General features: G+C 41.6%; 20 protein-coding genes and 1 pseudogene. 2 read left to right on the forward strand and 19 right to left on the reverse strand.

Annotation, left to right across the window (positions count from 1 at the left end):
• A pseudogene (locus RV00_RS16715) lies at positions 1-561 on the forward strand (transposase); the annotation flags it as partial.
• Between the two features lie 87 nt (positions 562-648).
• Here RV00_RS16715 and rbsU read toward each other — a convergent pair.
• The 4 genes from rbsU to rbsR all read right to left on the reverse strand — a co-directional run bounded on the left by rbsU (position 649) and on the right by rbsR (position 3980).
• Positions 649-1536, reverse strand: coding sequence for a ribose/proton symporter RbsU (gene rbsU / locus RV00_RS13205; protein WP_071863029.1), 888 nt, complete (start codon positions 1534-1536; stop codon positions 649-651).
• A gap of 24 nt (positions 1537-1560) precedes the next feature.
• On the reverse strand, positions 1561-1956 hold the full coding sequence (gene rbsD / locus RV00_RS13210) for a D-ribose pyranase (protein WP_071863030.1): 396 nt from the start codon (positions 1954-1956) through the stop codon (positions 1561-1563).
• Positions 1957-1973: 17 nt separating this feature from the next.
• Entirely contained in the window at positions 1974-2879 is a 906-nt protein-coding gene (gene rbsK / locus RV00_RS13215) for a ribokinase (protein ID WP_071863031.1), read from the reverse strand.
• Between the two features lie 108 nt (positions 2880-2987).
• The gene (gene rbsR, locus RV00_RS13220) at positions 2988-3980 is read right to left on the reverse strand and encodes a ribose utilization transcriptional repressor RbsR (RefSeq protein WP_071863032.1); all 993 of its coding nucleotides are present in this window, start codon (positions 3978-3980) and stop codon (positions 2988-2990) included.
• A 133-nt stretch (positions 3981-4113) separates the two neighbouring features.
• Between rbsR and RV00_RS13225 the strand changes: the two genes are divergently transcribed.
• On the forward strand, positions 4114-5040 hold the full coding sequence (locus tag RV00_RS13225) for an alpha/beta hydrolase (RefSeq protein WP_071863033.1): 927 nt from the start codon (positions 4114-4116) through the stop codon (positions 5038-5040).
• A gap of 131 nt (positions 5041-5171) precedes the next feature.
• Here RV00_RS13225 and RV00_RS13230 read toward each other — a convergent pair whose 3' ends face one another.
• The 15 genes from RV00_RS13230 to RV00_RS13300 all read right to left on the reverse strand — a co-directional run bounded on the left by RV00_RS13230 (position 5172) and on the right by RV00_RS13300 (position 19983).
• Positions 5172-6197, reverse strand: a complete 1026-nt coding sequence (locus RV00_RS13230; RefSeq protein ID WP_071863034.1) for a 2-hydroxyacid dehydrogenase — start codon at positions 6195-6197, stop codon at positions 5172-5174.
• Positions 6190-7035, reverse strand: coding sequence for a rhamnulose-1-phosphate aldolase (gene rhaD, locus RV00_RS13235; protein WP_071863035.1), 846 nt, complete (start codon positions 7033-7035; stop codon positions 6190-6192). The genes RV00_RS13230 and rhaD overlap by 8 nt, the downstream gene beginning before the upstream one ends.
• A 23-nt stretch (positions 7036-7058) precedes the next feature.
• Entirely contained in the window at positions 7059-7241 is a 183-nt protein-coding gene (locus RV00_RS13240) for a hypothetical protein (protein ID WP_071863036.1), read from the reverse strand.
• 172 nt (positions 7242-7413) lie between these two features.
• Positions 7414-8109 carry an L-ribulose-5-phosphate 4-epimerase gene (locus RV00_RS13245; RefSeq protein WP_071863037.1) on the reverse strand — a complete coding sequence of 232 codons (696 nt, stop codon included), beginning with the start codon at positions 8107-8109 and terminating at the stop codon, positions 7414-7416.
• A 12-nt stretch (positions 8110-8121) separates the two neighbouring features.
• Entirely contained in the window at positions 8122-9183 is a 1062-nt protein-coding gene (locus tag RV00_RS13250) for a galactitol-1-phosphate 5-dehydrogenase (RefSeq protein ID WP_071863038.1), read from the reverse strand.
• Positions 9184-9201: 18 nt separating this feature from the next.
• Positions 9202-10623 carry a PTS galactitol transporter subunit IIC gene (locus RV00_RS13255; protein WP_071863039.1) on the reverse strand — a complete coding sequence of 474 codons (1422 nt, stop codon included), beginning with the start codon at positions 10621-10623 and terminating at the stop codon, positions 9202-9204.
• Between the two features lie 74 nt (positions 10624-10697).
• Positions 10698-11000 (reverse strand): PTS sugar transporter subunit IIB, encoded by a 303-nt coding sequence (locus RV00_RS13260; RefSeq protein ID WP_071863040.1) that lies wholly within the window; start codon positions 10998-11000, stop codon positions 10698-10700.
• A 15-nt stretch (positions 11001-11015) separates the two neighbouring features.
• The gene (locus RV00_RS13265) at positions 11016-11474 is read right to left on the reverse strand and encodes a PTS sugar transporter subunit IIA (protein ID WP_071863041.1); all 459 of its coding nucleotides are present in this window, start codon (positions 11472-11474) and stop codon (positions 11016-11018) included.
• A gap of 289 nt (positions 11475-11763) precedes the next feature.
• The gene (locus RV00_RS13270; RefSeq protein WP_071863042.1) at positions 11764-13857 is read right to left on the reverse strand and encodes a BglG family transcription antiterminator; all 2094 of its coding nucleotides are present in this window, start codon (positions 13855-13857) and stop codon (positions 11764-11766) included.
• Positions 13858-13971: 114 nt separating this feature from the next.
• Positions 13972-14352, reverse strand: a complete 381-nt coding sequence (locus tag RV00_RS13275) for a hypothetical protein (protein ID WP_071863043.1) — start codon at positions 14350-14352, stop codon at positions 13972-13974.
• 255 nt (positions 14353-14607) lie between these two features.
• On the reverse strand, positions 14608-15666 hold the full coding sequence (locus tag RV00_RS13280; protein WP_071863044.1) for a zinc-binding dehydrogenase: 1059 nt from the start codon (positions 15664-15666) through the stop codon (positions 14608-14610).
• A gap of 13 nt (positions 15667-15679) precedes the next feature.
• Complete coding sequence (locus tag RV00_RS13285) at positions 15680-16948, reverse strand: PTS galactitol transporter subunit IIC (protein WP_071863045.1); 1269 nt, start codon at positions 16946-16948, stop codon at positions 15680-15682.
• Between the two features lie 87 nt (positions 16949-17035).
• Positions 17036-17326: a PTS sugar transporter subunit IIB gene (locus tag RV00_RS13290; protein ID WP_071863046.1), complete on the reverse strand. Its 291-nt coding sequence runs from the start codon at positions 17324-17326 to the stop codon at positions 17036-17038.
• A gap of 108 nt (positions 17327-17434) precedes the next feature.
• Entirely contained in the window at positions 17435-17908 is a 474-nt protein-coding gene (locus RV00_RS13295; RefSeq protein WP_071863047.1) for a PTS sugar transporter subunit IIA, read from the reverse strand.
• Entirely contained in the window at positions 17908-19983 is a 2076-nt protein-coding gene (locus RV00_RS13300; RefSeq protein WP_071863048.1) for a BglG family transcription antiterminator, read from the reverse strand. Before RV00_RS13300 ends, RV00_RS13295 begins: the two co-directional genes overlap by 1 nt.
• Positions 19984-20170: the final 187 nt, after the last annotated feature.

Raw genomic sequence — 20170 nt, forward strand, 5'->3', positions numbered from 1 at the left:
AAGAACTATGGCTGTGTACGGATGACCAACGAACTGAAAAAATATGAATTTCACGTAAATAAAAAGAAAGTTCAACATCTCATCAAAAAATTACAACAGATACTACTGAATTTAAGTATTTCGAAATAGACACCTAGGGTCTCGTTCGGCAGAAAAGGCCTTACTTAGACCCCTTTATGGACTTATTCAACAGTGAAATTCTCTCTTACAGAGTCTCTGAAGAACCTATTCCTATAGCTGTAATGAATGGATTGAAAAATGCCATCTGGCTAACGAGTGATTGGGCTTTTCAAATGAAAGTATATGGTCAAACATTGAAGCAACATAAGATTTTTCAAAGCATGTCTCGAAAGGGAATTTATTTAGATAATTCGCCTATGGAAAACTTTTTTAGCCTTCTAAAACAAGAAATCTATCGTAGCTAGAATGAACTTGAGACGGTAATTAATCAGTATATCCACTATTACAATAACGAATGGCTGAAAAAAATTGAACTGGCGAAGCTCCGTTCAATTTGGAAAGGTATATCAAACAGTGCTTAATGCTTATTTTATTGCATGAAAAAAGAAGTGGATTTCTCCACTCCATAAAAGTCTAACTTTTGAGGATCGCTACATGAATCGATTTCCCCCAGCCTTTTTCTTATTTTTAAATCATCACAGTAATCGCCGCAGCAGCTAAGATCAGTACTAAGCCGATAATCGTAATGGTCATTTCTTTTTTAGTTTTCTTTTGTCCTAAGAACCAGATACCCGTCAAGGTCGCTAGTACCACCGAGGTTTGCGATAAAATGAAGCCGGTCGCTAAGCCATTCATATCTGGTTGAGCAGAGATCAAATAGGTCAACGCCGCAAAGGCGAAGAAGAAGCCGGAAAATATATGTTTATATGAAACCACTTCAGTAAAGGCCGATTTTTCTTTATCTTTGAAGCCTAGAAATACCGAGTAAACGACAGCGACTAGTAGCATTCCAATCGCTTGTGGTAAGAAAGCCTGCATCCCGTTGATCGAAGTCGCTTGGGGAGCAGCTGAATAAGCCCAGTAACCAATTTCACCGACAGCTAACAATAGGACGGCCTTTTTCAAAATACTCGCTTTTTCCTGCGTCTTTTCCTCTGTCCAGACCGTCATCCACGCGCCTAAAATGATTAAGATCAACGCGAAGCCACCTAATAATTTAGCGCTCATTCCTGGCCAATTCCCTAGCGCGAACACGCCCCAAAGCGATGCGCCTAACAGTTGAAAAGCGGTAGTGATCGGCATCGCCCGTGATGAGCCGATCAAGGTAAACGATTGGAACGTAATGATCTGTGCCGTCGCCCAACCAACACCAGAGAGAATGGAGAAGACTAGATCCATGCCACCTGGCAGACCCATACCATTGATCATGGCAAAAATTAATGCGAAGATCAAGGTACCGATGGTGGAGCCTAGAATTTGATTGACTGGTCGCCCACCGATTTTTGAAGCGATGGTAGGATAGAGACCCCAACCAAGTAACGGTCCTAGACCGATCAAAATTGCTGTTGCATTCATGTTACTTCCTCCTTTTTAGCCTGCTTAAAAAACAACGCCGCTTTCCAATAGAATATTTGCGTAAGGCGTCATTTCTCCAGTTCGAATAAAAGCATGACTATCTTTTAGATTAGCTTTCATTTCGCTATGAGGAATAAACGTCACGGGTGTTTCTGGCAAACGGTCTTGGATTTTTTTCAACATAGCTGGATTCTCTGTTTTGATTTCTTCCGCTAAATAAATTCGTTGAACTTCTAATTCTTCCAAAACATTATTTAAAACATCCATAAAACTTGGAATACCATTATCGACGGCAAGATCGATTTTTTCTGTCGTCTTAGGAACTGGCATGCCAGCATCTCCAATACTTAATTGATCAAAGTGACCCATTTGGGCAATCACCCGTGAGATATCTGAGTTGATGACTTTCGTTTTTTTCATAGTAAAAAATCCTTTCTCTACACTAATTCGTTTTTATAAGGGATCGATGGTTGGGCACCAAAGCGTTGAACGGTTAAGGAAGATGCTTGATTTCCAAATTTAATAGCCTCAGCTAAGTTGCTGAAATCGTTTTTCAATACACTGCTCAAGGCACCAATAAAGGTATCGCCTGCAGCTGTCGTATCAACTGCGTGCACTTTGAAGGCCGGTACGATTCCGCTGTGACCTGCTACGTCATAAAAGGCTCCTTTACTGCCGATCGTGATAATTACGGCTTCGATTCCTAATTGATGCAGCTGATCTGCTGCCTCCTTTAGACTGGCTTCATCGGTTACTTTGATTCCCGTTAAAATTTCAGTTTCTGTTTCATTGGGAACGATCATATCGGTCACTTCCAATAATTCAGTCGGTACTTTTTCTAAGGCTGGAGCTGGGTTTAAAATCGTTTTTACATTAGCTTTACGGGCAATTTTGAAGGCTTTGATCGTACTTTCTAAGGTGCTTTCAAATTGCGCGATCACAAAATCACTGGCTTCGATCAGCTCTTTATATTCTTCTACATGCTCAGGGGTAAAGGTATTGTTCGCACCTGAATGAATCGTAATGCTGTTTTCCCCTTGATCATCAACAATGATATAGGCTTGGCCGGTCGCTTGCTTTTCTAACGTTTCTACACCAGCTAATCCGATACCTTCTTCTTTCAAAAGCTCTAGCATCATTTCACCTGCTTCATCGTTGCCAACTGCGCCGATGAAATTTGTTTTCGCTTCCGCCCGTTTCGCTGCTACGGCTTGATTGGCACCTTTTCCGCCACCTGCTGAAAAAATTTCTTTCGTATGCATCGTCTCTCCAGGCTTGGGCATTTGTTTCACTCGGATCGTCCGATCAAGGTTGATACTGCCAATTACTGTAATCGTATTCATTTTGTTCACTCCGTTTCGTAGTCTTAAAGTTCACTCAATTTACAAAAGATTAAAACGTTTTAATAAAACGTTTTAATTCGACACCAAAAATATAGCACAGCTTGAAAGCTATTTCAAGCGTGCTGCTGAAAAACGTTTTACTAGTTGAACCGAAAGCATTCTTTCTTCCCAGTCTTTTTCAGGTTCTTGGATTCTTTTTAACAATAATTCTGCGGTGGTCTGACCTAACTCATAGATTGGCTGAGCAATCGTCGTTAACTGTGGTGTGACGTATTCACACATGTCGATATTGTCGTAGCCGATCACGCTATAATCTTGCGGAATTTTCTTGCCCGCTTCTGCTAAACCTAAATAAAGCCCAAATGCCAGTTCATCATTAATAGCAAAAATCCCAGTTATATCTGTCTCAATAATTTTTTTAGCAGCTTGACGCCCGCCTTGCTTTGATAACTCACTGTGAATCAACGTTATCTCAGGAAAAATTTCACGAAACCCAATCAATCGAGTCGCAATGTTTTCAGTGGCACCTTCAGGTAAGACCACAGCAACTTTTTGATGTCCCAGCTCTTGTAAGTACTCGCCTGCGAGTCTCCCACCAGTATAATCATCTGTCAGAACCGCATCACTGAAGCCTTCTGCTTTTTTTTGGTCCAATACGATAAAAGGTAGATTTTTTGCTCGCAACGTTTCGTTAATGGCTTGATTCGAGATCGCCGAACTAGCAATAATATAACCATCTACGCCCCGACGACTCAACTCTTCTAAATAATCAATCTCTTTTTTTGAGTCCAGATCTGCATTACATAACAAAGTCACAAAATTTTCCCGATACAATACACCTTCAATCCCGCGAATCAATCGACTAAAAAACGGGTTCGTAATATCTGGGACTAGCACACCGATGGTCTTACTTTTTTTCATGATCATACGGCGCGCAAAATAATCCGGCTCATAATTCAATGCCTGCTTCGCGGCTAAAACTTTTTCTACCGTTTTAGGACTGAATTTGCTGTCATTTCCATTTAGAATCTGGGAAACCGTTGCGATTGAGACTCCCGATTGTTTCGCAACATCTTTAATCGTAATTTTTTTATTTGTCATTTAATTCTCTCCTGCTTTAAACTCTGCTACATTTTCTCACGAAAGAGTTTTCCTGTAAATACACTCGCTGTGAACTTGCCATTCCGAGATTATTTTTCTATACTGCTTATGATACGTTTATAGGAGTGAAGGAATGAATAAAAAAACAAAAATTATCTTAGGAATCATCTTACTATTAGTTATCGCCTTAATTGCTGCCGGAAATTATTTTTACTCTTACGCCGTCGTTCCAACAGAAAAGGATTTTTTATCTGACAGCTCGGAGAAAAAATCAGCCGAATTGGTCGCAGCCGAAGACTGGTTCAACGATAAAAATAACCGCAGTGAATGGCAGCTGCAGTCAAAAGACGGACTGAAATTATCCGCTTATTATTTACCTGCACAAAAAGATCAGCACAAAACCGCTATCATCGCTCACGGCTATATGGGGCAAGCTAGTGATATGCCGCAATACGCTAAAATTTATCATGACCTCGGCTATAATGTCCTGATGCCCGATGCTCGTGGTCATGGTAAGAGCGAAGGCGATTATATCGGCTTTGGCTGGCCCGAAAGAAAAGACTATCTTCAATGGATCGATCGCATCGTTAAGGGTGACAGCCAGTCAGAAATCGTCCTTCACGGAGTCAGCATGGGGGCAGCGACAGTCATGATGACTAGCGGCGAAAAGCTGCCAGAAAATGTCAAAGCCTTCGTCGAGGATTGCGGCTATAGCTCTGCTAAAGATGAACTGAGCTATCAGCTAAAGGATATGTTCAACTTGCCAGCCTTTCCATTGATTCCCGTAACCAGTCTAATTACAAAAATCCGTGCAGGCTACTTCTTTGGTGAAGCCAATGCCGTCAAGCAGCTCCACAATAATACGAAACCGATGCTCTTCATTCATGGAGACAAGGATGCCTTTGTGCCCTTTTCAATGCTGGATACAGTCTACGAAGCGAACAAAGGACCCAAAGAAAAATATGTCGTTCACGGCGCGAAACATGCCGAAGCCTTGAGTACTGATCCGGCTATGTATCAGGAAAAAGTCACTGAATTTTTGGAGACGTATGTGAAATAAAAACAGCGCAACGAGGATTTTCTCGTTGCGCTGTTTTTATTTCAATACCTCCAAGAAGTGAGCTTTTTAGTATGCAATGCCTCTTTTTGTTGAGTACTCAATGACTTGAGATTTTGATTTGATTCTCTTAACTACGGTTTTTCCAAATACTGATTAATCGTCCTTTGTAAAAGCTGCGGCGACCGTTCGATCGCATCAACGGTATCTCCTGCGATATGGGATGTGATTACGACGTTATCCAATGAAAGCAGCGGATCATCTGGATCGATTGGCTCCTGCCACATGACATCGATCCCCGCACCGGCAATTTTTCCAGTCTGGAGTACCTCAATAAAATCCTTTTGATTCAAGATTTCTGGTCGCGCCGTATTGATTAGATACGCACTTGGCTTCATTAGCTTTAATAAAGAAGCATCTATTAAATTTTCTGTCTCAGGAACGACTCGCAGATGCAAAGAGACGACATCAGAATTTTGGAAAAGTTCTTCCAGACTGCATAAATTTACTAGGCAGCCTTCCGCAGTTAGATCAGCTTGTTTAGCAAATGGGTCGAAAGCACTAACGGACATTCCTAAGGCGTTTAATCTTTTTGCCACGATTTTTCCGATATGACCCAAGCCGACCAGGCCTACCTTCATATTAGAGAAGGAGGATTTGTAGCTGTCATTCGCAAAACTCTGTGGCCACTTGCCTTGCTTGACTTGAATAGCCGCCGCCGCAATATTTCGAACCGTCGCATACATTAAACCAATCGTAAAATCAGCGACTGGTTCCGCGTTACGAATAACATTGATGATGGGAATATGCTTTTTTTCTCGAATCGCTGCTAGATCAAGATGTTCCAATCCGCCGCGACAAGTGCCGATCATTTTCAAACGCTCCGCTTTGGCAATCGTTGTTGCTGAGATTGGAGCCAAATGGACTAGCAAATACTCCACTTGTGGTAGCACCTCTAGTACGCCTGCTGGCAAATCGAAGCCTGACGGACCATTCCGCTCTAGTTTTTTAATGATTTCTCTAAATTCAGATCGGGACAACTCAGGGCACCAATCAAACTGATAAATATCAATCGGCGGGTCAATCGCTAACTTTGCAGCTGCTTTTGCTAAGTTTTCTGCTGAGACAAAAGGATCGCCGATCACTAATACCTTACTCATGACCTACCTCCCGCGGCGCTAGAATCCCTTCTCTAGGTGTAACCTGAAAGGCATCCGCTAGCTCCCACAACTGCTGATCGGTAATGCTTTGCCGAATTGCTTGCCTAGTAGAACAGATTTGCAAGTAAATCGCCGCCGCTTTTTCTGCGGTCTCCACTAGCCCAAAAGCATCGTCTATCGTTTGACCAGCGCCCATGATCCCATGATGCGCCCAGATAACGATCCGGGTATCTTTCATTTTTTCGGCCGATTTTTTTCCTAGCTGCTGGGTTCCCGCTACCATCCAAGGCAGCACTGCTACACCGTCAGGAAAGACTACCAAACATTCCGTGATCATTTGCCACAAGGTTTTAGTAAATTTTTTATCCTCCAATTCATGGATGAAGGTCATCGCCGAAATCGCGGTTGCGTGGGTGTGGAGAATCACGCGATGCTGAGGATCTTGTGCTAAACGAACCCTGTGACATTCCAAATGAGAAGCTAGTTCACTAGTAGGTAAATCGCCGCCCTCTAATCCCCACAACAGCTCATAATATTGACCATCTTCAGTGACCCGAATCAGCGCCAAATTAGCCGCCGGATTTCTATGCAGATGCTTAAAGTATTTTCCCGAACCGGTGACTAAAAAGATTTCTCCTGCCAGCGATTCGATCGTAAAATTTAAAGCCTCTTTTCGCTTTACGTGGGTTACGTCTAAGTACTGCTTTACTTCTTCTGACGGTAGCCGATAACTAATATTGCCGCCGTTACGTTCAGCCCAACCATAGGACCACAACTGACTAGCCGCCTCGCATATTTCTGTTATAAAAGGAGCCTGAGTGATATCATGCAATGCCATTTTATCTCTCCTTCATTCAGCTATTAAAGGAGGACCGTGAGCAAACGAGCAGCAATCATAAATGCGATGCCCAGCACGCCATGAATCATGAATGTTTTAGTTTTTACTACATCACCGTCAGCCCCGATAACCAATTTTTTGGCACCATCAAAAAAGACTTTGATAAAAAAAGCCAATCCAATCAAAATAAACAAATCGCTGATCATACGAATCCTCCTTTTTGAATTCTGTTTTAATTTAATACCTGCCAGAGCTGGAAAACGAATATAATCCCAGCCCCGCTTTACGGATAAACGGTAGTCTAGAAGTAGCTGCTTCGGAAATAAACCGAAATTTCTTGAAGCTGAACACTTCTGTCCCAACCTCAGCTCGCTTCACTTATTTTTGCCCATAATAGGCATTTGCACCGTGTTTTCGTAAATAATGCTTGTCCAGCACTCGTTGTGGCAGTTCTTCCGCGAAGCTATTTAATTGGCGAGTCAACAAGTTCATCTTGCAGACTTCCTCTAAAACTACAGCATTCATGACGGCACTATGGGCATCTTTTCCCCAAGTAAAGGGACCATGACCATGAAGCAGCACACCGGGTACCTCTAACGGCTTCAATTCTCTTTCCCGGAAAGTTTCAACAATCACGCTACCGGTCTCGTGCTCATAACCTTCGTCGATCTCGTATTGGGATAAAAAACGCGCACAGGGGACTGACCCGTAAAAGGTATCCGCATGAGTCGTTCCCATCGCTGGAACGTCTAGGCCTGATTGAGCCCAAGCCGCCGCCCACGTAGAATGGGTATGGACGATTCCGCCGATTTCTGGGAAAGCTTTGTATAAAACTGCATGGGTCGGTGTATCTGATGAGGGATTCATTTTCCCTTCGATCACTTTGTTGTCTAAATCAACCACTACCATATCAGCCGCTGTCATTTCTTCGTAGCTGACACCACTGGGCTTGATGACAAAATATTGGGTTTCAGGATCATAAGCACTGACATTGCCCCAAGTATATTTGATTAATCCATGTTTTGGTAAAGCGAGATTCGCTTGGAAAACTTCCTCTTTTAGTTGTTCTAACATAATTTCGGCTCCTTACTCGGGATTGACAGCTACGACAATTTTGTTGTAGGCAACTTCCCGCTTAAACATTTTAGGCAACACATCACTGAGCTCGGCTAATGAAATCTCATTACTCACCATCTCTTTGAATTTAATCCGGCTTTTAGACATTTCCTCTAGCGTCGCTTCCCAAGCACGGCCGGGATACGGCGCTGTGTAAGAATTCCATGAACCGGTGATGGTTAACTCCGCTCGCATAATTCGTTCCGCCTCTTGTTCAGATAAAGGTAAATCTTGGTGAGAAATCCCCACCAATACGACGGTCCCGTGTTTTCGAGTGATTAATAGCGCTTGTTTTTGAGTAAATTTACTGCCGGCCGTTTCGATCACTACATGGACACCAAGACCCGTTTCTTCCTTGATGGCTGCTTCCAAGTCTTGTGTTTGACTATTGATCGTTACATCCGCTCCTAGTTTTTGGGCCAAGGCCAATTTTTCATCAAAAATATCAACGGCGATCACTTTTTTCGCTCCAAATATTTTAGCGATCTGGATGGCGAACTGTCCGATTGGTCCACAGCCGAGAACGGCTACCGTATCGCCTACTTTCATGTTTGAACGCTGCAAGGCATGCCAACTGATCGTCGCTGGTTCTACCCCAGCCGCAGACAATAGATCTAAATCTTCAGGCATCACTACACAATGCTCTTCCGGAACTTTAACGTATTCCGCGAAGGCGCCGTTGCTGCCGGTACCAATTATGTTATAATTATCACTAAGCCCGTATGATCCTTCTTTTGTATATTCGGAATTAGGATCGGGGATCAATGGTGCGACTGCGATCTTGTCTCCGACTTGAACTTTAGTAATCTGTGATCCTACCCGATCAACGGTTCCACTAAATTCATGTCCTAAAATGAGCGGATACATTCTTGCACCATTTTCTAGGTTTGCGCGGGGCACATCTGAGCCACAGATCCCCGCGTAAGCTACTTTGACTAATACTTCATTTGCCTCAATTTCGGGAATATCCACTTCTTGCACTTCCAACACGCCAGGTTTTACTAACACACTTGCTTTCATCTTTTTTGTCATCGTTCCATCTCCATTTTATTAAGCTACCTTTGTCTTGGCTTCTGGTACTTCACCATTATTCTTAGCTGCTGAGCGTTCGATGTAGTCGTAAAAGGCTTCTTTATTTTTGCGGAACAAGAAGTAAACTACAAAGTAAGCAAGGATCGTCAAACCGATCCATAATGGATTTTGACTTAAAAAGGCCAAGAAAATCAGACCAAAGATTGGTTTTCCTAAAATATTGAAACTGGTGACCATCAACGCACCCGCTGGTAAGGTTACACCGACTGTTTGAGCAATTTCCGTAAACATTGGCGCCGTATAAGAGCACATATACAATCCTAAGCTGAACCAAATCACACCATTGATCAACGTCTTGGCGATATTACCGTTGGATAAGCAGACTAACGCTTGAACCATGTAAGGAATCGCTAGCAAATCCACTACCGGTAACGTTTGGTTGCCTGGCAAGATCATTGCGATAAAGACCATAATCGGAATCAATAAGATCCCCGAAATCAAGGTTGCTGGCTCACCATAACCAGTAGCATCATTCACGCCCAGATACCATTCCCGGCCTTCGTTATTGCCCCTTACATTTTTACTAGCCGCCTGTGAAATCGGATTGAAGGCTTGTGAGAAGATCCCCGCTACTTTCGGGAAGATCGCCATCACAGCGCTGGTTGCGATTGCTACTTCAGTAATTTGTCCCCAAGCAGATAATTCAGTCACATTGCTAAGATTTCCTAGAATTCCTAAAAACAACCCTAAGAACAAGCCCAGTGAAATCGGTTCGCCCAAGAAGCCTAATTTTTTCTGCAATCCCTGTGGGTTCAACCGAACTTTATGCAGACCAAGCATGTTCCAAATCGGGTCCATCAACATCGCAAAAATTCCGGGCTCGATATTGTGCATCGCAATAATCGTACAATTGGGATAATGATAATAACTGGACCATCTTCTAGCTAACATTTCAGATAACAACAAACTGTACATATTTAGCAAGCACATCAAGCCAACTGCTAAAATCATATTTCTAGTTGCCAGATACACCATTGACCCCCACACCATATAGGAATAATTGTTCCACAAGTCCGATGGTTGGAAAACATTGGTCCATTTCACTAAGAACAGTACTGTTTGTAATACCAAGGCGATCACTAGATAAATCATTCCGGCTTCGGTCGAGTAGGCCACTAAAGCTGTCGCCTGCCACCCTACATCGAAGGCTGGTAAATTAATTCCCGTTTGATCGACCATTTGCTGAACGACTTTAGAAATAATCGGGGTGTATGAGTTCAAGATCAATGTGAAGCCCATCAGCCCCACCCCTGCGTACAAGCCGGACAAGAAAGCTTTTTGCGTCTTAACCTTTAACACTTTTGCCACAACAAAAATCATTACCGGAACAAAGACTGCCGATCCAAACGTATCAAACACGCTTTTTAAGGTTTCTAACATCTCATTACTCCTTTTTCGTTTTAATGTCTTTATTTTTGAAAAATCGATTGAACCCTCTTCAACTTAGTAAATGCCTATTTTTCCAATGCCATTAGTACGCCATCTACTTCTTCCAAAAATTCATCTTCGCCGAAACCAGTCAAAAAGCCGATTGCATTCACAACTGGGATGCCATAATCACCGTCAGGTAAAGGGCTCGTATAGGTGATAAAATCAAACTTGCCGGTTTTCGCTAATGATAGTGCCTCATTAGGGTTTGCTTCTGTCGTCGCTACTGCATAGCCCTTCTCCTCCAACGTTTCTCTTAATTTCTCCGCCACCATGGATGACGTCACGGTTCCTGACCCACAAACTGATAAAACATGATAATTTCTCATTTCCATTTCCTCCTTTTAGACACTTTCTAATTCCATTTTTGCAACAATCTCGTACATCTCAGTAGCTGACTTCGCCTTCTCCAATCTCTTTAACGTCTCGACATCTTGAAATAAGCCCATTAATTTACTCAACATTTTCACTTGCCCATCTGGGTCTTCAACCGCCATCAAGATAACCAATGAAACAGGAACCACTTCCGTCGGGTCAATCATGGAATGAACAGCAATCGGTTCTTTTAAGGTGGCGATCGCTAAGACCGACTGATGAACATGAATGCGATCCGTATGGGGAATCGCGATTCCATAATCACCCATTTTTAATCCCGTGGGAAAGCCTTTTTCCCTTTCCAGTACCGCTGAAACATAGGTCTCTTTAACATAGCCCAGTTCCTCCATGCGGGTTCCTAGAAAAGTAATCATTTCTTGGTAATCTTGTGGTTTTAACTTGCTAAAAAGCAACTCGCGTTTGATCACTCTATCCCTCCTACTCTATCTCTTTATTGCTTCTTGCTAATCAAAAGATAGCACGGAACCGCTTTCTTTTAAATTTCTTTTGAACTCATTTTTTACTGAACCGATTCCGGAACACTTGGATGACTTGCTGAAAACATTGATTACACAAGCTTTTTAACTCCTGTTTTCTATGCAAAAAAAGAGCTGGGACATTAATATAGTCCCAACTCTTTTTACGGATAAACAGTGGTCCAGAAGTAGCTTCTTCGGAAATAAGCCGAACACTTCTGGCCCAACCGCCTAATGGATTCTATTTTTTCTTGCTCTCCTCAATGATTGCTAAAATAGCTTGCTTGTTTTTCGCTTGATCCAATCGTTCAATTATTTTAGGATCGCTGGCGATTTTCAGCAACTGCATCATTGGTTGGATATGCTGCTTGCGATCAGTCGCGGAAATAACCACCACATAGTAATATCGCTGGTTTTGACTGACAAAGCCTTGAGTAATCTTCGCAAAGCACATACCTAAACTCCGAGCGCCATGCTCTGGAACAGTGTGAGGGATGACGATTCGATTTCCTAATAAAATACTTGGCGTTACTTCAGGAAATTGCGCTTCAAGCTGGGCCAAATAGCCTGGTTCAACGATCCCTCGCTCAATTAGATTTTCTGTCGTTAGCCGCAATACCTGGGGCCAATCCAACGCCTCGTCTAAAATCAAGATACTCTCTGCGTTTACGACATCGGCTAAGTTCAATTTCATTTCATTAGTCAATACCTCTTGATCCTGAATCTGAAAAATTGAGTTGTAGGAGATCATCAATTCTTTACGAATCTTTTCTTCAATCTCTGTATCCATTGGTAAATGCTTTTTAACAATCGCCAAAATATGATCTGGCTGCAATTTATAGCTGTCGATTTTGTAAATCAACTGAATGACTTCATTTACAATCAACGTCTTATTCATACTGGAAAGATCATTCCCTACTACGATTACGGGAAGCTGGGTCTCTAAAGGATTCGTCGAAAAAATCAGTTGGACATCTAGTTCTCGTTCCTTTTCATAAAACTCTCTAATCGAAAAAGAGCTGACAAAATGAATCATCGGAAACCAATTATCTAGGGTGTTTTCCAATAATTTCGAGCTGATGATGCCATTGGGACAAACGACCGCCGCCTTGACCACCGTATTATCCAAATTAATGGGCTTCTCCTTTTGCATGTAGGCTCCGATAAACATCGTAATTAAATAAATCTCGTCATTCGGAATCCGTTCTTCAAAAAATTCTTCCAAGGGAGCAATGGATGATTTTACGATAAAGAACAGCGGGTCCAGTTGATGCTTCACCATATCCGTTATCGTATAATCCGAAGTCAAACCATAACGGATCCGATAATAGGCCGGAGTCAAATGCAGTGCTAGATTCTCAATCAACTGTGTCTTATCGTTTAATTGGATGATTGTATTCTTTTCTAAAACCGTAATAAAAGCTTCAATCTGCTTCCGTAAAGCATCTGTATTAAGAGAGAAAGTATTACTTAAGTCAGTGATCTTTAGAGAAAGCATATACAAACATAAGTAAAGATGCTCCGTATACGATTTAGGCAGTTTCTTTTGACCTGCCAGTACTTTAACGATCGCAGCATATTCGTTGGTATCCATGATTTCCTTAGCTAAAAGTCCAAAACGCTGCTCAATGTAATGTCGGTTTTGAACTCGCCGATTCAGTAAGACCAAAAAATAAGGAGCTGTTTGGATACGATTATCTGTGTATTGTACATGTAGCTCAGCCTCGACTTGTTGTAAGACATCCCGCTGATGATTCACCTCTACTGAAGCAACCGATAAGTACTTTTCAAAAATTACCCGATTATAGATAGACTCCATCACCTGATCCGTCACTCCTAAGATCAGTCCACGAATAATTTCTTCATTTCCACGGAAATAATAGCCTTCCTTTCGAGAATAATCAATCGTCAGTTTGTATTTTCTTAATTGCTGCTTCAACTTTTTGATGTCAGAAATAATCGTATTCTTACTCACTTCCAAACTCTCTGAAAAATGGTAAAGAGAAAGATAGTCCGCTGAAAAAATCAATAGTAAAATAACTAGTAAGCGATGCTCCTCATCCAAATAACTAGTCTCATCTGCCTTCAGCTGACTTTCATTATTCATGATTCCGGAAAAGGCATCCACAACCTTCGTATCGACAATAAAGCTGCCATTCCGTGATCGAATAATTGGCGGGTATTGATTCCCACGGAGGTATTCATTGATTTTCTTCACTGCATAATCCAATTGATTCCGGGTCAAAGCATACTTTTCTAAGAGTTCCTTTGAAGATATCTTTACTGTTGAGGCCACCGCTTGTAAAATTTGTACACTGCGATTATCTAACTCCATTGGCTATCCTCCTATCCAATTTTTCTTTTAGTCTAGCTTGAATGTTAAGAATAGTAAACGGTTTCTTTTTCGCGCAGATACTTAAAATAACGATGTTTCGTTATTTTTAACGATTTACGGAACGGTCCCATAATACCTTATTTCTCGATAAATTTTTTGAATGATTACTGTTTTCCAATTACGAAACACTAGCTGCTTGCTAAAAATGTGTAGCAGTAACAATGCCCATTCTGCCAAGGAAAAATACTCTCGGAAATAGTAAAAATAGCGTTTCATACTGCTTGTGGGTGCATCTATATAAAGTGTACGAATCAATTCGCGGCACGGGGTCTTAAGCGCTTCTTTCCCTAATTGGTCACGAATCTGCAATACACGAACCAGCTTGATCACGCAGTTTTTATTTTTGCTGACTTGGTAATACAACGTAATTCTTTTTTCCAACGTTTGGGGCTTTAAGCTAAATAACTGCTTCGCTGTAAATGGATGTTCCTGCATAGTCGTCACCGCCTTTTTTCTCTTCATTAGTATTAACGAAAGTTTTCAGGCAAATGCGTACCTTTTTTATTTTTTTAAACGTTCAAAAATAATTTTTGATTTATTTAGTCGATACTTGTACCGAAAAAAAATTGCAACAAAAAAGGAACTGGGACATTCATTTGTCTCAGTTCCTATTCACGTATAAACAGTGGAACAGAAGTAGCTTCTTCGGAAATAAGTTGAACACTTCTGTCCCAATCTCTTTCCTTACTTTTAAAATTCTCCCGGATTCGACTCAATCATGACTTTGATCTCGTTGCCTTCCATCACTTTATCAAAGGCTGTCCGCCATTCTTCCAACGGGTATTTTTTCGTAATCATCTCATCGATATTAATCGCACCTTTAGCCAATAAATGAATCGCGATCGGCCAATCATAAGGATTTTGTGAGCGGCTGCCAATGTATTGGATCTCACGTTGAATGATCGACTCCGTATCAAGATCCACCATTTTGTTGGCAAAAAGCCCGACTTGTACGAATTGACCTTGCTTCCGAATCAACGGCAGGCTAGCGTTAACTGCCGGCACGGCACCCGAAGCATCATAAACTTTATCGACGCCGTAGCCATCGGTCACTTCGTTGACCACCGCTGCTAAATCTTCCTTCATTGTATCCACAATGATATCCGCACCGAGTTTCTTTGCCAATTCCAAACGATGGGCATCTTTTGTTATCCCAGTCATAATAACGAAGGCACCGATTTCCTTAGCGATCTGCAGTAAAAACAAGCCGATTGGTCCAGGCCCCATGATAATGATCGTATCCCGTAATTCCAAGTGACTCTTCTGATACATCGCATGAACACAACAAGCCAAGGGTTCACTCATAGCCGCACCTTCAAAACTTAAATGATCCGGTAAAAGATGGATACTTTCTTCGCGAGCTAAGACATAATTTGCCATACTACCATTTTGCTGCGTACCAATTCCTTTACGATGAGGACATAAATTGTATTGTTTTTCTTTACAGTAATCACATTCGCCACAGACATAGAACGTTGTTTCGCTAGTTACTCGATCGCCTACTTTGACTTTTGTGACCTTTTCTCCGACTTCAACGACTTCACCAGAAAATTCATGACCTAAGACAACCGGTGTCGTTGGATTTTTATATTCACCTTTAAAGGTATGGATGTCTGACCCACAGATACCGGTATACGCAACTTTGATTAGTACTTTGTCGTCTGCTGCCTCTGGTACTGGTAAGTCGATAAATTCCATTTGGTCATAACCGGGCGCTTGTTTCGAGACGCCCTTCATCATTTTACTCATTTCAATAAGCCCCCTACATTACTTGTGCAACTAATTCTGAGAATTTCAAGAAGATCCATTTTAAGAAGTTTCCGCCGGTATCTAAGTTGGTGATTTCAGCAGCGCCTTCTGGGAATTTGACGATTCCTTGAGCCATTTCCGTAATAACTGGCGCAAAGTTCGTTGCCATCAATAACGCTGCTGCCATAACGACGGTCAATGAAATAACTGAGTGTAAAATATTTCCCTTACGACTTGGCACCACCAACGCTGCGAAGAATGGAATTGTTGCTAAGTCACCAAAAGGTAAGACACGGTTTCCTGGTAAAATGACCGCTAAGAATAAAGTGATCGGTACCATCAACAGACCTGTAGATAAGGCCGCCGGGGAACCTGTTGCTAAAGCGGCATCCATTCCTAGATAGATTTCGCGATCGCCGTAACGACTTTGTAGCAGTTTTTGCGCGCCTTCTTGGATCGGAATCAAACCTTCCATCAAGATTTTAACCATCCGTGGCATTAAGAACATCACACCACCCATGTTCATTCCGATTTGCAGAATGCCAATCAGATCGTAGCCCCCTAATAAACCTAAGAACATCCCGATAATAATCCCCATGATCATCGGTTCGCCGAAAATACCAAAGCGTTTTTGAATCGTTTCTGGTTTTACATCTAATTTATTGATACCAGGGATTTTATCTACTAACCAACCAACTGGTAATGCTAAAATGGCGTATCCTTGCGCTGACCCAGTCGTGATACTGATCCCTTCTAAACCATAATATTCTTGGACTTTTGGTGCGGTTTTGTCAGCGATGATTTGGATGATGATCGTAAACAAGATCCCGCACAGGATGCCAAAGAAAAAACTTTTTGTTACAATATAACCAGTTGCTGCCACAGAACTAACATGCCAGTAGTTCCAGATATCGATATTTAATGTTTTGGTCCGGTTCAACGCCAACATAATTAAATTCACGATTAAAATCACTGGAATCATCACAGCCGCGATTGGTTGCGCCCAAGTCCCGGCTGAGACTGCTGGCCAGCCAGCATCAATGATCGTTAGATTCAAACCGAATCGCTCAACCATCGCCTGCGCAGCGGGACCAACATTGGTGGTCAAGACGGTAATGACCAAGTTGATCCCGATCATTCCAATCCCTACTGTAATCCCCGAAATAATTGCTTTTTTGACTGACACTCTAAAAATGAGTCCAACGATAAAAATAATGATCGGCAACATCACACTGGGTCCGGCACCTAAAATACTCTGTACCACATCCATTAAACCATCCATACATTTTTCCTCCTATGCTATAAATTAATTTTTTTGAACCTGTTTTTAAGCCGCAATTTCCCACGTTAAACGTGAGAAATTACTCGTTTATTGAATAGCCTTTGCGGCTTCAATAATTTGTGCTTCCACTTTATCCGCACCGATTCCTGTCAAAAACGCCATCGCCTTGATTGCTGGAATCTTATACTCAGTCGGCAACATCGTCGTTGAGATCAACATGTCTGCTTCATCTTGTTTAGAGGCTGCTTCGGAAATTTTGATCTGCATAATTTCCACTGGCATTTGATTTCTAGCAAATAGATCCTCGACTTTTTTCATTACCACCGTTGATGTTGCAATTCCTGCTCCACAAGCTACTAATACGCGAATTTTTTTCATGATAAATATCTCCTTTTTCTTTTTTGTTATTTAGTTAACTGCGAAAAGTTGGACTGAAATCCTTTTTCTCTTTAGTGTATTTTTCTTTCAGTTAAAAAAGTGGTTCAACTATAACTGGTTTTTTTCGATGATCGTGATTAATTCAGTTTCTGTTGTTGCCAATAATAGCTCTGCTAAAACGGCTTCATTTTGTAAAAGTCCCATCAAAGATTGCAACATTTCCAGTTGCGCATGGGGTTGATTTAGTCCTAAGACAAAGATGATCTGTGCTTTGACTTGTTGATTATTGTCCTCCATGCTGTAAAAACTCACTGGGTCTTGCAAGGTAATCACCGCAACGAATTCTTCTAAGATGCACTCGGCATCTGTATGTGGAATCGCCGCACCAAAATTCACTAACTGAATTCCGGTTGGAAAAGTCGCTTCTCGTTTTCTAATTCGTTCTAAAAAGTCTTCCCGCACCCAACCAAGATCTGAAGCTTTGGCAGCAATCTGCTCAAATAGCTCATCTCGGGAAGAAAAATTTTCCTGTGTGAAAACCAATGGTGCCTTCACATACGAACTTAGTGTCGTTTCTCCCATCATTTCGCCCTCCAATAGTCATCGTTGAATTTCTTCAACGCTTTACGAATGTCTTCCTTTGTTTTTGCCTCTTCCATAGCTACCAACTGTTCTTCTCCTGCCAGGCTCATCATTTCAAAAATCAAATCTAAATGCTCCTCCTTGTCATTCGAAGCTAGCAAGATTACCGTATGAATTTTTCCGCCATCTTCAGTTGGTATGCCTTTTTTTACAATCCCTAAACTGATTCCCACACCGATTGCCCCCGCTTCTGATACCGTATGAGGCAAGGCGATTTTATTTCTTAAAACCGTATACGGCGGCAACGACGGCATTTCTTTTTTCAGTGCTTGAATATAATCTTCTGTAATGATTTGCTGGCGCTCCAGCGGTATAGCCAACGCATCTAAGACGTCGTTCCAGCTGATCGCCTCTTCAAAGATTTGGATCGTTTCTCCTTTTAACAAGTCAATCAAATGTGGCCGCTTCTTTTCTAAGATCTTCGACTCTTTCGGTGCGAATAAATCCAATAGCTCTTCGTAAAAACTTGCTTCGTCGATAATCTCAGCATGTTTCTTTACCACCGCTAAAATCTTTTCTGGCGTCACAATCTCGGATTGGACAATTGCTGTAGAACGTAAGACCCGTTCTCTTAGTTGGCGCTTTTCTTGTTCAGATAAAAAGTTACTAACTACAAAGACTTTTTTCTCTGTCTTTAGCGGTACTGCCGAAAAAATAAATTCCGTTTCATGCTCTGTACGATAAAATTCCCGTGCTGACATGGTTGCGACAAAATCAATTTCCGGCAATAGATTTTTCAACGTATTCTCCAACAAGACCGCGATTGAGATACCATTCGGACACACGATAATCGCTCGTTTACGATTTTCTGGATGAATGATCTCACTGCTTTCTACGATATGACTGCCGATAAACAAGGAAATAAAAAATAATTCGGTATCCGGAATCGGTTGCTCAAAAAATCGTTCCAACGGACCACTGGCTTCTTTCACTAGATAAAAGAGTGAAAAAAGATTGGCATCCTTGTTCTCCTGATAAAACTTCGTTTGCAGATTCAAATGATACTTGATTCGATAGTAGGCCGGCCGCATGTGGACCAGCAGACGATCTAACAGTTTTTCTTTGTCTTCCAAACTCACACCGGCGATTTTTTCAAAATTAGCGATGACGCCTTCCAGTGCTTCCTTCATTTTATTGATCTCTTTAACGGAAAGAATATCGCCTCGCGACAAGTTCGTCGTCAGCAGCAGCATTGTCAGGTAGACTCGCTCATTTTCACTTAAGCCATCGACATCCCAAATCACGCGATCCGCTGCTAAATATTCCTTCGTATCGGTCAGTTCGCGATAATTGATCTTAAAGCTGTAAGAAATCAACTTCCCTCGCTGTGCCCGCCGAATCATCAAAATAATCAATAATGGCAACGTCTTTAAGCGTTCATCCGTAAACTGAACTTCCAGTTCTTCCTCAACCAGTTCTACCCGTTTGTTAAAGGTCTGAATCTGCTGGGCATCTATGTTGGCAAACTGAATAATCAACTGGATTCCATTATAGGTCGTCGCTAAATTGTTCAATAAGTCCGACAGTAAATTGCGTTTGTTCCACTCATCACCATGAATGAAATAGCCTTTCTGACGGGTGTATTTCAAATCCAGCTCATAGCCCTGAATCGCTTGCGTCACTTCCTTTAAATCTCGTAGAACCGTATTACGGCTGACTTTCAATTCATCAATGAAATGATTCAAAGATAAATAATCCTCTTTACTCAGTAACATCAGCTGGATCAAAGCTGCGCGTTCTTTACTTGAAAAGACATAATCCTCTGTCGCCTCTCCTAACGCCTCATCACCACCCTTATAGATTGAAAGAATTTCATTAGCAATTAGAAAATGACCATTTTTCGTACGCTTAATCTCACTCAGCTTCTCATCCAACAACGAATCATTGATTTTCTTCAAGGCGTAATTCAATTGGCCTCGCGTCAAATCAAATTTTTTACATAACATCTTGCTAGTAATCTGGGGGTTGTTGATCAGCTCAACAAAAATTTGATTGGTTCGTTCTTCTAAATTCATTGTCATCCCTCTTTACATCCTCAATTTAAACTAAAAACGCTTACATTGATAGCTTCTTTGTTCCCAAATAATTCAGTGTTTTTTATGCAACTTGATACTGATTAATACAATTTTTCACAAAAAAAAAGAAGCAAGCTTCAAAAACACTTGAATACCAGTAAAAACCAAACATTGCATTCTGGTTTTT

It is taken from the genome of Enterococcus devriesei (assembly GCF_001885905.1).
GTDB classification, from domain to species: domain Bacteria; phylum Bacillota; class Bacilli; order Lactobacillales; family Enterococcaceae; genus Enterococcus_A; species Enterococcus_A devriesei.